Origin of the sequence: Rhodopila globiformis (assembly GCF_002937115.1) — a bacterium.
Lineage (GTDB): Bacteria > Pseudomonadota > Alphaproteobacteria > Acetobacterales > Acetobacteraceae > Rhodopila > Rhodopila globiformis.
Genome location: NZ_NHRY01000051.1, coordinates 18,032 through 30,754, shown reverse-complemented (window position 1 = coordinate 30,754; position 12,723 = coordinate 18,032). Strand labels below are relative to the sequence as shown.

The 12,723-nt window shown below is 69.8% G+C and carries 8 protein-coding genes; 4 read left to right on the top strand and 4 right to left on the bottom strand.

What is annotated here, in order from left to right:
• Positions 1 to 256: 256 nt before the first annotated feature.
• Positions 257 to 1,096, bottom strand: a complete 840-nt coding sequence (locus tag CCS01_RS04020) for an IS4 family transposase (protein WP_158258223.1) — start codon at positions 1,094 to 1,096, stop codon at positions 257 to 259.
• Between the two features lie 334 nt (positions 1,097 to 1,430).
• Between CCS01_RS04020 and CCS01_RS04015 the strand changes: the two genes are divergently transcribed.
• Together CCS01_RS04015 and CCS01_RS04010 are read left to right on the top strand one after the other, a co-directional pair.
• Positions 1,431 to 3,935 carry an ABC transporter permease gene (locus CCS01_RS04015; protein ID WP_104517540.1) on the top strand — a complete coding sequence of 835 codons (2,505 nt, stop codon included), beginning with the start codon at positions 1,431 to 1,433 and terminating at the stop codon, positions 3,933 to 3,935.
• Positions 3,936 to 4,076: 141 nt separating this feature from the next.
• On the top strand, positions 4,077 to 4,844 hold the full coding sequence (locus CCS01_RS04010; RefSeq protein ID WP_104517537.1) for a Bax inhibitor-1/YccA family protein: 768 nt from the start codon (positions 4,077 to 4,079) through the stop codon (positions 4,842 to 4,844).
• Positions 4,845 to 5,154: 310 nt separating this feature from the next.
• On the opposite strand, the gene CCS01_RS04005 is transcribed toward CCS01_RS04010, so the two are convergent.
• The 3 genes from CCS01_RS04005 to CCS01_RS03995 all read right to left on the bottom strand — a co-directional run bounded on the left by CCS01_RS04005 (position 5,155) and on the right by CCS01_RS03995 (position 8,276).
• On the bottom strand, positions 5,155 to 5,805 hold the full coding sequence (locus CCS01_RS04005) for an SOUL family heme-binding protein (RefSeq protein WP_104517536.1): 651 nt from the start codon (positions 5,803 to 5,805) through the stop codon (positions 5,155 to 5,157).
• Between the two features lie 312 nt (positions 5,806 to 6,117).
• On the bottom strand, positions 6,118 to 7,173 hold the full coding sequence (locus CCS01_RS04000) for a GNAT family N-acetyltransferase (RefSeq protein ID WP_158258222.1): 1,056 nt from the start codon (positions 7,171 to 7,173) through the stop codon (positions 6,118 to 6,120).
• Complete coding sequence (locus CCS01_RS03995) at positions 7,170 to 8,276, bottom strand: glycosyltransferase (protein ID WP_158258221.1); 1,107 nt, start codon at positions 8,274 to 8,276, stop codon at positions 7,170 to 7,172. The genes CCS01_RS04000 and CCS01_RS03995 overlap by 4 nt, the downstream gene beginning before the upstream one ends.
• A 189-nt stretch (positions 8,277 to 8,465) precedes the next feature.
• Between CCS01_RS03995 and CCS01_RS03990 the strand changes: the two genes are divergently transcribed.
• Both CCS01_RS03990 and CCS01_RS03985 read left to right on the top strand, forming a co-directional pair.
• The gene (locus CCS01_RS03990; protein ID WP_104517534.1) at positions 8,466 to 9,254 is read left to right on the top strand and encodes an enoyl-CoA hydratase-related protein; all 789 of its coding nucleotides are present in this window, start codon (positions 8,466 to 8,468) and stop codon (positions 9,252 to 9,254) included.
• Positions 9,146 to 12,667, top strand: coding sequence for an acetyl-CoA carboxylase family protein (locus tag CCS01_RS03985; protein WP_204848135.1), 3,522 nt, complete (start codon positions 9,146 to 9,148; stop codon positions 12,665 to 12,667). Before CCS01_RS03990 ends, CCS01_RS03985 begins: the two co-directional genes overlap by 109 nt.
• The last annotated feature ends 56 nt before the right edge of the window (positions 12,668 to 12,723 follow it).

Here is a 12,723-nt window from a genome sequence, read left to right as displayed (position 1 = left end):
GACGTTGGTCACCGCCGACGCTGCCACGATTGCCAATCTGAAGACGATCCGGGCAACGCCGCCGCCTTGGCGCCGATTGCCGCCGCCCGGGAGGACTACCAACCACGCAACCCTTGATTCTTGAGAGCCGCCATGACTGGTCGATATCGATCTGCCAGCGCTCATGATACAGCGCCGCCAGTTCTTCGGCCGGCGCCACCTGCGGATCGAGCAGCGTGGTGATCAGCCGATACAGCTCATCTTTCCCCGACAGCCATTACCCGCACCCCGTTGTGCCGCCGCCGCCGCCCGGTGGCAGTGGGATAGTGGCGGTGGGATACAGCGTGGTGAGAAAGGAGCCATCGGGCAGCGCCTGTTCGCACGGCAGGCGCAGGTCGCCCTTGACCCGCCACCGCAGATCAGCCCCGGTGGCGAGCGCCTGGCGCCACAGCGCATGACTGAAGAACCGCCGATCGGCCAGGCACAGCATGCCCGGCCGCAACGCATCCAGCACCGTGCGTGCCAGGGTGCTTTCGCCGTCGGTGTAGCGACCAGGGTGGGCGCCGAACAGTACATGCGTGCCGTTCTCCAGCAGGCTGACCAGCCGCAGTTGTGGGAACGCGCCGGGGCCGCGGCCCGATCCCGGACGGCCAAAACCGGCCTCGTTGTCCGTGCTGCCGGCGACATCGAGGGTGCTGCCGTCCAGGCTGACCAGCCGCCAGTGGCGATACCACGCCCCCCGGGTCGTCGGCACAGCGATCGGCCGCACCATACGCTCATACAACTGCCGCAGCGGCGCTTCCCCAAGCCGTTTGCGCGCCTGGGTGATCACGCTCCTGCCCGCCACCTTGACCGCCGCCGGCCCCCACAGCGCACGCAGCCCGTCCAGCAGGCAGCGCAGCACCTCGCGCAGGCTCACGCCCATGTAGAGCGCCAGCCCGATGACGTGGTAGACCATCACATGCGCCGGCAGATCGCGGTGCCGCCGGCTCGAACGCCCACTGTCCGCCAGCACCTGACGCACCTCGTCGAGCGGCATCGTGCGGGCGACCATCCCGAGGCTGATGTGATTGCTGACACGCACGCCGGATGGCGGTTTGACCGATGGTCGACCCATCGTTCTCACTCCCCGCCTGTCTCTCAGCAGACGTGGGGATGGAAGGCGCCATGTGAACCGTATTGGGCCTACGCCGGCCATCCACGTCTTGCGGTGTTGAAACAGACGAAGGCGTGGCTGGCCGGCCTGCGCCCCATTTGCGTTAAAATACGGCTGGCTGTTGCCTCCTCGTCATGGCCCGGCTTGTCCGGGCCACCTATTCCAGCACTGTGCCGCGACAGGCGGCCCGGACAAGCCGGGCCATGACGGAATGGCAAGCATCGTGCCGCCGCCACGCTATTTTAACGCCAATGCGGCCTGCGCCCGCCATGACGAGAGGGACGGTCGCCATCCCATGATCCTCGCCCTCACCCTCGCCCGCCGGGAGCTGCGCGGCGGCGTCCGTGGCCTGTGGATTGTCCTGCTCTGCCTCGCCCTGGGCGTCGGCGTCATCGCCGCCGTCGGCACGCTGCGCTCCGCCGTCAATGCCGGCCTTGCCGCCGACGGCCGCCTGCTGCTGGGCGGCGACCTGGCGATCGACGGCGGCGCCCAACCCCTGCCCGCCGCGCTCACCGCCTGGCTGCACGCCCACGGCGCCACCACATCCGACGTGACGCAGATGCGGTCCATGCTGGTCGCTCCCTCCGGCGAGCGCCAACTGATCGAACTGAAAGCCGTCGATGCAAGTTGGCCCCTCGTCGGCGCCGCCACCATCCAGCCGGCGCAACCTCTGGCCGAGGCCCTGGCCCCGCGCGACGGCCGCTATGGCCTGCTGGCCGAGCAGGTCGTGCTGGACCGCCTGAACCTCCATCCCGGCGAGACCGTCCGCCTCGGCACCGCCACGTTCCGCGTCACCGGCGCGCTGACGCACGAGCCGGATCGAGTCGCCACCGCCTCGATCCTCGGACAGCGCGTGCTGATCGCCGCCGCGGCGCTGCCGTCCACCCACCTGATCGTCCCCGGCAGCATGGTCCGCTACGCGCTCCGCCTGACCGCGCCGCACCCGGCCGCCCTGGCGCAGGCGATCCAGGACGCGTTCCCGCACAACGGCTGGCGCATCCGCACCCCGCGCGACGCCGCGCCCGGCGTGCGCCGGTTCATCGACGAGACCGCGCTGTTCCTCACCCTGGTTGGCCTGACCTCGTTGCTGGTGGGCGGCATCGGCGTGGCCAATGGCGTGCACGCCTGGCTCGACGCCCGAGCGAAGACGATCGCAACGCTCCGCTGCCTGGGCGCCTCGCCGCGGCTGGTGTTCGCCGTCTGCCTGATCCAGGTGATGGCGCTGTCGGCGGCGGGCATCCTGCTGGGACTCGCGGCCGGGGCGCTGCTGCCGCTGGCCGGGACGCGGTTCCTGGCCTCCGTCCTGCCGGTGCCGCCGGTGGCGGGGCTGTATCCGGTGCCGCTGCTGCTGGCGGCGGGCTATGGGCTGCTGATCGCGCTGTGCTTCTCGCTCTGGCCGCTGGGCCGCGCCGCGCGCATCCCCGGCGGCGCGCTGTTCCGCGACGGGCTGATCCCCGAGGCGACCCGGCCGACTGCCGGGCTGGCCGCGGTCAACGCCGCCCTGGCGCTGGCGCTGATCGGCCTGACCGTCGCCACCGCCACCGACCGCCTGTTCGCCCTGTGGTTCTGCGCCGGCGCCGGGCTGACGCTGCTGCTGTTCCGCCTCGGCGCCACTGCCGTCATGCGGCTGGCACGCCGGATGCCGCCGCTGTCCTGGCCGTCGCTGCGGCTGGGAGTCGGCAACCTGCACCGCCCGGGCGCCCCCACCCCGCTGCTGCTGCTTTCCGCCGGGCTCGGCCTGTCCACCCTGGCCTCGGTGGCGCTGATCCAGGGCAACATGCAGCACGAGATCCAGGAGCAGCTGCCGGTCAACGCCCCCAGCTTCTTCTTCGTCGACATCCAGAACGACCAGTTGCCGCGGTTCGAGCAGATCGTCCGCGCCCAGCCCGGCGTGCACGACCTGCACCAGGTGCCGTCGATGCGCGCCCGCGTCGTGGCGGTGAACGGCGTGCCGGCCGAGCAGGTCGTCACCACCCCGGATACCGCATGGGCGCTGCGCGGCGACCGCGGCCTGACCTATGCCGCGACGCCGCCGGACGGCACCCGCCTGGTCGCCGGGAAATGGTGGCCGCCGGACTACAATGGCCCGCCGCTGGTGTCGTTCGACGCCGGCATCGCCAGGGGCTGGCATGTCGGCATCGGCGACGTCATCCGGGTGAACGTGCTCGGCCGCGACGTCGACCTGAGGATCGCCAGCCTGCGCGACGTCGCGTGGCGGTCGCTGGGCATCAACTTCGTCATGGTGGCCAGCCCTGGCCTGCTGGCGCATGCGCCGCATACCCATATTGCCACCGTGCGGGTTGACCCGGCGGACCAGGGGGGACTGTTGCGGGCCGTGACCGACGCCTTGCCGAATGTGACCGGCATCCGGGTGGAGGATGTGCTATCCGCGATCGCCGATCTGCTGAACCAGGTCGCGGCGGCGCTGACGGTCACCGGTGCGGTGACGTTGCTGGCCGGCACGTTCGTGCTGGTGGGCGCCGTGGCGGCCGGCCAGCGGCGGCGGCTGCGGGAGGCGGTCATCCTCAGGACGCTGGGCGCGACACGGCGGCAGATCCGCACGGCGTGGTTGACCGAGTTCGGCGTGCTGGGCCTGATAGCCGGGCTGATCGCCGCCGGCGTCGGCTCCGCGGCGAGCTACGGCGTCGTACATTACATTCTGCACACGGAGTGGACGTTCATGCCGGTAACTCTTATTTACACACTTGCGGGAGCACTCGCACTCATGCTGTTGTTCGGCTATGCTGGAACCGCGGCAGCATTGCGGGCCAGGCCGGCGCCACTCCTCAGGAACGAGTAGCGCGATCCAGAATCGGTCTCCGTCCGGCCCCCGCTGACGGACCTTTATTGAACTGCCCCGGTTGGTTTCCGGCAGGCGTTGCGGCCGGCGGGGCAATTGGGTAGGCAACGAGGGCTTACGCTCGAAAGGAAACAGGAAACCATGGCTTTCAGTCCGCAATCCGGGGCCTATCCACGGGCCTCAGCCGCTACCACAGCCGTCTATGACGCTGGTCTGCGGGCTTACATGCTGCGGGTCTACAACTGGATGGCATCCGGGCTGTTGCTGACCGGCGCGGTCGCGTTCGGCATTGCCAACACCAGTCTGATCAACTTGTTCTATCCGCTGGTGCAGACGCCGTTCGGCTATGCGCACCATGCCACGGCGCTGGCGATGATCTCGATCTTCGCGCCGCTGGCCTTCGTGCTGGTGCTGTCGCTGGGCGTCAACCGGCTGTCCACCCCGGCCGCCCAGGCGCTGTTCTGGGTGTTCTGCGCGGCGATGGGCGCCAGCATGGTCAACATCTTCCTGGTCTACACCAGCGAGTCGATCGTCCGGGTGTTCTTCATCACCGCCGCTACGTTCGCGGCGACCAGCCTGTATGGCTACACCACCCGGGCGGACCTGACCCGCTTCGGCAGCTTCCTGTTCATGGGCCTGATCGGCATCATCATCGCCAGCCTGGTCAACATGTTCCTGGCCAGCAGCGCGCTGCAATTCGCCGTCAGCATCATCGGCGTGCTGGTGTTCACCGGCCTGACCGCCTATGACACGCAGCGCATCAAGCTGAGCTACCAGCAGTTCGTCTACGCCGAAGGCTTCGACGGCGCGGCCAAGCGCAGCGTGTATGACGCGCTCAGCCTCTACCTGAATTTCATCAACCTGTTCATGATGCTGCTGCAACTCATGGGCAACAGGAACAGCAACTGACGGACAAGCGGCGGAAGCCATGTTCGGGGCGGGAGTCATACTCCCGCCCTTTTTTGTTGCCTTGACTTGCGAGTCCTGTCGGTGCCGGGGGCTTTGCTTGCGGTTGTATGTATTGGGTTGGAGGCTCCGTCTGCGCTGTTGCTGCCTCTGAACGAGGCGTCGCGCTTTCGTGCCGGCACGGCCGTCGTCAGAGATGGCGCCTCCCCGGCAGGACCGATCTGGTTGGCGGCGAGACGACACCGGCCTCTCGTCGTCATGGCGGGCACAGGCTCCATCCGCCTCGGAACAGAGGGCGGCGGCCCGGTTCTCACTATTTCGCGGCCGATTGCTGCCGCGTCACCGGCACCGCCACCTCATTGCGGCGCAGGAAAGGCACCGTGAAGGGCGGATCGTAATACATCTGGAACACCTCCCCGTCCGGCTTCCACCGCGAACCAGCCAGCGCCGCCAGCAGCACGCCGCGCTCCTCCGTCCGCAGGCTCTCGTTGTCCACGCCGGAGTAGCGCACCACCGCCACCGTCGTTGCCGGGACATCCACCAGGTGCAGATGCGGGTCCAGCGGCGCCGGCGCGCCGGCCTTGGCGACCGAGCGCGGCAGGTAGAAGCGCATGCTCAGCGTGCCGGACGGGCTGGTGGCGGTCTGCACCGGCGCCGTCATCGCGATCCGCTCCGACGAGGACTCCGTCCGCACCGGCGCGGTCATGGCGATCTTCTCCTGCCGCTGGTTGGCGCCGGTAATATAGCGGAACAGCAGGCCGAACGCCTCGCTGGCGGCGCGATCGCGGTTCTTGCCCTCGATCACCGCCTCGATCGCCACCCGCGGCTCGTACCGGCGGATCTCGACGCTCTGGCCGAGATGCTGCAGCACCTCGTAGCGCGGCTGCTCGTACACCGAGTGGATGCCGACGACCGAGGCGATCGATTCGGCAAACGTCATCAGATAATAGAAGAATCCCGACATCGCGCCCTCTTCCCCAGCCTGCAACCAACATAAGGCGGCCCCACCCGGCAGGAATGCGGCCTCATGCGGCCGTGTCGCCCGATCCCGGGATTGTCAGCCCCGACCATCGGCCCCTTTGGCACCGCCGCTACCGCAGCGCGGACAGACCAAGCGGACAGATCGACCGGGGCGGCCAACCGGGCTGGTGGCGGCCGAGTCGGTTTCACAGCCGGTCACTGTCATGTCCGAAACCGGCGTTGCAGATGATTGGTAGCACATCCGATAACGGCCACCCAACGGTCAAAGCCAGGTCATTGATTGCCTGAACAATGATCACCTGAAGCTGTCCAGCACCTTGCTCAACAGCAGGCGCGGCGCCCAGGCTGGCCCCGCCTCCACCCAGTATTGCGGGTGGGCCTGGTCCGACAGGCTGCGCTTGTAGCGGTCGTCGCCGGCCAGGAAGTCATAGCGGTCGAACCCGGCCGCCAGAGCGTAGCGGATCGCGGCGTGATGGCTGGTCAGGCCCGGCCTGGCCCTGGCCTCCCCCCGCCGGTAGGCGAAGCCGCTCTGATACGCATACATCCGTCCCCGGAATGCGAACCCGTAGAGGATGCCGACGGTCCCCACGCCGCCGCGGACGCGCAGCAGCGCCACCTCCCCGCGCGGCAGCGCCGTGGTGATCAGGGCGGTGTGGAAGCGGCGGAAGAACGGCGCGGCGAAGCAGCCGGGCTGGCCGCGCGCGCTCCAGGTCGCCTGGTGCAGGTCCGCCATCTCGTCCAGCATCGCCAGCGCCGCGTGGACCGTCTCCGCCCGCTCGACCACGATCGCCCCGTCCTGCGTATGGAACCGGTCGGAGCGGCGGATCTGCTGGCGGGTGTTGGCGCTGCGCGCCGCCAGGTAGTCCCCGCCTGCCGCGCGCAGCCGCGCCAGATCGACGAAGGGCGAGTCGTGCCAGCTGCTCACCTCGACCAGCCTTGCCACGCACCGTGCGGCGGCCAGCGTGGCCGCGCCGACGCCGGGCAGCACCAGCACATGATCCGCCGCCACCGCGCGCAGGCAGGCCGCGGTCAGTTCGTCCGCCCGGCCGGCTTCCGCCAGCACGCCGTTCTGCTCGATATAGGGGCAGTCCAGCGCCGCCCGCCCGCTTTCCCACAGATGCAGGCGCGGCGGCCCGAAGCGGTCGCGCACCCGGTTGAACAGCGCCAGGGCGACGCAGCGTCCGGCCTCGGTCGCCTCGACCAGCACCGGTTCGGCGAACCGCTCGGCCGCCAGGCAGCCGTACCAGGACCAGGTCTGGAAGAATGACGCGTCGGCGCGCCGCTCCAGCGCCCGCCAGCGTTCGCCCAGCGCGGCAAAGTCCGTGACGACCGAAACCCGGATGTCGGTCACGTCCCGCGCCACAGGGCGTCGTATGCCGCGAACATCGCCGCCTGGTCGAAATCCCGCCGCGCCTTCCGCAGGTTCGCCGCGCCGAGGCGCCGGCGCAACGCCGCGTCCGCCACCAGCGCGCGGATGGCGGCGGCCAGGGCGGCATCGTCCAGGGCGGTGACAAACGGCGCGTTCTCCGCCGCCAGCATCGGCCGGACGTCGCCGACGTCGGTGGCGGCGATCGGCAGCCCGCTGGCCATCGCCTCGATCACCGACAGCGGCATCTGCTCGGTGTCGGAGGACAGCGCGAACAGGTCGAACCGGGCGTAGAAATCCGGCGTCTCCGCCTGGTGCCCAACGAAGCTGACGCGATCGGCGATGCCCAGCGTGGCGGCCAGCGCCTCCAAAGCCGGACGCTCGGGCCCGTCGCCGACGATCACCAGCCGGCAGCCGGGCACGGCGGCGACCGCCCGCACCAGGCGGGCAACGTTCTTTTCCGGCCGCAGCGCCGCCACCGTGCCGATGACGGGGGTACCGCCGCCGCGCTGCGTGCCCTGTGCCGCGGCGGCGAAGCGGCCGAGGTCGATGCCGTTCGGCACATGGCGGATGACCCGCGGCGGCAGCTTCCAGGTATCGCGCGCGATCGTCACCAGCGTCCGCGACGGCAGCACCACCGGCGAGTGCCCCAGCGCCAGCCGCCGGATCAGCACCCGGCGCGGGATCTGCGCCGCCCGTTCCTCCGGCCCGAAGCCGTCCACCACGTGCAGGTGGCGGGCCACCGGCAGCAGGTTGGCCAGGGCGAACTCGATGGCGCCCCAGTTGCAGGTCACCAGCACGTCCGGCCGCCAGGCGCGCAGCTTGCCGTGGAAGCGCAGGGCGTTGGCCAGCATGGCGTTCTTGGTGGCGCCGGCATCCGGAAAGGTCACGTCCAGGTCGTCGCGCAGGCGCTCCCGGCAGGCCAGGTCGCCGTCGAGGGAGACGACGATGTGGCGGAAAGCCGGGCCGAAATGATTGGCGATGGCGGCAAAGCGCACCTGCGCGCCGCCCACCGCGAAGCTGGGAAACACATGCGCGACCAGTGGCGCGGAATCGCCGCTGGCGCCGAATCGGGATGCGGGTTGCACCGTGACAGGCCTCAGGGTTCGGATGCGAACCGGCGGTGGCATAGCGCGAACGCTTTCGCCGCCGCAATGCATTTGCCGCCGTCTGGCGCGCGGTTTGACGGACAGGGCTCCGCATGCTGACGTTCCCGCAACAGGGCCGGCACAATCTGCCCGGCTTGCACAGGGAACGAGCAAAAGGAAGCAGGGACAATGTCCGAACCGACAGGCAAGCAGGCGGTGCTGTTCGAGGTCGTCGAACCGCACATCGCGCTGGTGACGCTGAACCGTCCGGAGGCCCGCAACGCGGTCAACGGCGCCGTCGCCGCGGGGCTGGAGCAGGCCGTGGAACGCATCGAGGCCGACGCCGATCTGTGGGTGGCGATCCTGACCGGCGCCGGGCCGGTATTCTGCGCCGGCGCCGACTTGAAGGAGGTTTCCAGCGGCAACGCCGCCGCGCTGGCGACGGAAAAGGGCGGCTTCGCCGGCTTCGTCCGCGCCCGGCGCAGCAAGCTGTGGATCGCCGCGGCGCAGGGCCACGCGCTGGCCGGCGGGCTGGAACTGCTGCTGTCCTGCGACCTGGCCGTCGCGGCCGAGGCGGCGAATCTCGGCCTGCCCGAGGTCAAGCGCAGCCTGGTCGCCGGCGCCGGCGGGGTGTTCCGCCTGCCGCGCGCCCTGCCCCGCGCGATCGCGCTGGAGATCATCGCCACGGGCGACCCGATCCCCGCCGCCCGCGCCGCCCAGTTCGGCCTGATAAACGCCGCGGTGCCGGCCTCCGAGGTCATGCCGGCCGCGCTGGCCCTGGCCCGCCGCGCCGCGGTCAATGCGCCGATCGCCGTGCGCGAAAGTCTGGGCGTCGCCCGCCAGGCCTATGACAAGGCGGAGGCGGACCTGTGGGAGGTCAGCAACAAGGCCGGCCTGCGCGTGCGCGCCACCGAGGACTTCCAGGAAGGCCCCCGCGCCTTCGTCGAAAAGCGCCCGCCCCGCTGGACCGGCCGCTGAGTGGTTGCAACCGGGACCAGACCGCGCAAGTAACGAAACTGCTGATCGCCAACCGCGGCGAGATCGCCATCCGCATCGCCCGCGCCGCCGCCGACATGGGCCTGCCCTGTGTCGGCGTGTTCTCCGAGGACGATGCGCACAGCCTGCACGTGCGCATCCCTGACGAGGCCCGCCGGCTGCCCGGCCGCGGCGCCGCCGCCTATCTGGACGGCGCCGCGGTGATTGCGGCCGCGCAGGAGGCCGGTTGCGACTCGATCCATCCCGGCTACGGCTTCCTGGCCGAACGCGCCGATTTCGCGCGCCGCTGCGCCGAGGCCGGGCTGACCTTCATCGGCCCGGACGTCGCGCAACTGGCGCTGTTCGGCGACAAGGCGCAGGCGCGTGCCGCGGCGGCGGCGGCGGACGTGCCGGTGCTCCGCGGCCTGGACCATGCCGTGACGCTGGACGAGGCGCGGGCGTTCTTCGCGTCGCTCGGCCCCGGCGGCGCGATGATCATCAAGGCCGTCGCCGGCGGCGGCGGGCGCGGCACGCGGGTGGTGCTGGACGCCGGGGATATCGAGGCCACCTTCGAACGCTGCCAGTCGGAGGCCCGGGCGGCGTTCGGGCGCGCGGATGTCTATGTCGAGGAATTCATTCCGCGGGCGCGGCACGTCGAGGTGCAGATCCTGGGCGACCGCACCGGCGCCGTCGCGCATCTGGGGGAGCGGGAGTGCAGCGTGCAGCGCCGCTTCCAGAAAATCGTCGAAGTTGCCCCTGCCCCGGCGCTGGACGCGATGTTGCGCCAACGGATCATCGACGCCGCGGTCCGCTTCGCCCGCAGCGTGGGCTACCGCAATCTGGGAACCTTCGAGTTCCTGGTGGACGTCTCCGGCCGCCCCGGCGCGGCGCCGTTCGTGTTCATTGAAACCAACGCGCGGCTGCAGGTCGAGCACACGGTGACCGAGGCGGTCACCGGCGTGGACCTGGTACAAGCGCAGATCCACCTGGCCCGCGGCGCCACCCTGGCGGACCTGGGATTGGATCGGCCCGGCGTCGCCACGCCGCGCGGCCATGCGGTGCAGGTGCGCGTAAACATGGAAACGATCGCGCCGGACGGGTCGGTGCGGCCCGGCGGGGGCACGCTTTCGGTGTATGAGGCGCCGAGCGGTCCGGGCGTGCGGACCGATGGTTTCGGCTATGCCGGATACCGCACCAGCGGCGCGTTCGACTCTTTGCTGGCGAAAGTCATTGCCCACGCTGGCGATTTCCCGTCCGCCGTCGGCCGGGCGTCCCGCGCGCTGAGCGAATTCCGGCTGGAGGGTGTTGCGACGTCGATTCCCTTCCTGCGCAACGTTCTGGCGCATCCTGACTTCGTCGCCGGCCGGGTCCATACGCGCTGGATCGACGAAACGATCGAAGCGCTTGTGGCCGGCGTTGCCGATCAGCGCCAGCGCTTTGTCGAACCGGCCGTTTCAGGGGAAACCGGATTCGCCGGGGCCCGGGTGAAAAGCCGCGATCCGCTGGCGCTGTTCGCGCATGACGCCCGGGTGAAGGCGGAACAGGTGGCCGTGGCTCCGGGGGATGCGCCGGATCTGGCCGGGCCGGACGGGTCGGTCGGGGTGCCGTCGCCGATCCAGGCGACGATCGTGGCGATCGATGTGGCGGTGGGCGATACGGTGCGGAAGGGACAGCGCGTCGCGGTGGTCGAGGCGATGAAGATGGAGCACGTCATCAACGCGCCAAACAGCGGCATCGTCCGCAGCGTAACGATGGCGACGGGCGACGTGGTGCGCGAAGGCTTCCCGATCGTCTTCATCCAGGAAGCCGAGGTCGCGGGCGGCGCCGTGGTTGCGGAGCCGGAACCTGATCCCGACGCCATCCGCCCCGACCTGCGGGAGGCTTACGACCGCCACGCGCTGACGCTGGACGAGAACCGTCCGGAAGCCGTGGCACGGCGCCGCAAGCTGGGTTATCGCACGGCGCGGGAAAACATTGCGCAACTGGTCGATCCGGGATCGTTCAAGGAATACTGGCCGCTGGTCGTTGCGCGCCAGCATCAGCGCAACACGATCGAGGCGCTGCGCCGGAACACGCCCGGCGACGGCGTGGTCGCGGGCACGTGCGCGATCAACGGCCACCTGTTCGATGAGGCGCGATCGCGCGCCATTGTCGTGCACTATGACTATACCGTGCTGGCCGGCACGCAGGGTCACCGCAACCACTACAAGCAGGACCGCCTGTTCGAACTGGCGCACCGCTTCCGGCTGCCGCTGGTGGTGTTCGGCGAAGGCGGCGGCGGGCGGCCGGGCGAGGACGATATCGGCCCTCGCGTCGCGGTCGATACGCGCACGTTCACAACGTTCTCGCAACTGAGCGGCCTGGTGCCACTGGTTGCCGTGGTGAATGGACGCACCTTCGCCGGCAACACCGCGCTGGTGGCGTGCAGCGACGTGATTATCGCCACCGAGGGCTCGACCATCGGCATGGGCGGCCCGGCGATGATCGAAGGCGGCGGCCTGGGGATCTACACGCCCGAGGAAGTCGGCCCGATGTCGGTGCAGGTGCCGAACGGCGTCGTCGACATCCTGGTGAAGGACGAGGTCGAGGCGGTTGAAATCGCGAAGAAATACCTGTCCTACTTCCAGGGACCGATCGCGGACTGGGAGGCACCGGACCAGCGGCGGCTGCGGCATGTGGTGCCCGAGAACCGGCTGCGCCTGTACAACATGCGCGACATCGTGGAAACGATCGCCGACAAGGGATCGGTGCTGGAACTGCGCCCGAAATTCGGCGTCGGACTGATCACCGCGTTCATCCGCGTCGAGGGCCGGCCGATGGGCGTGGTCGCCAACAATCCGCATCACCTGGCCGGCGCGGTCGATTCCAACGGTGCCGACAAGGGCGCGCGCTTCCTGCAGCTTTGCGACGCGTTCGATATCCCGGTGCTGAGCCTGATCGATTGTCCGGGGATCATGGTTGGGCCGGATGTGGAACGGACGGCGCTGGTGCGGCACTGCACGCGGCTGTTCAACGTCGGCGCCAACATGACGGCGCCGCTGTTCAGCGTGGTCGTGCGCAAGGCCTATGGCCTGGGCGCGCAGGCGATGTGCGGCGCGGGCACGCTGGTGGGGTTCTTCACCGTCGCATGGCCGACGGCCGAGTTCGCCGGCATGAACATCGAGGGCGCGGTGAAGCTGGGCTACCGCAAGGAACTGATGGCGATCGACGATCCCGAGGCGCGGCGGCAGGAATTCGAGCGGCGCACGACCGTTGCGTATGAAACCGCGAAGGCCGTCAATGCCGCGGCCGGCGGCGGCATCGATGACGTTGTCGACCCGGCGGATACGCGCGATTGGATCATCAGCAGCCTGAGGCGTCTGCCACCGGCACTGCCGCGGACAGAGAAGAAATATCCGTATATCGATACGTGGTGACCCGGTGGCGGATTGACCTTGCGTGCCGGACCGCCTGAAACTCGGCGGCAAGAACG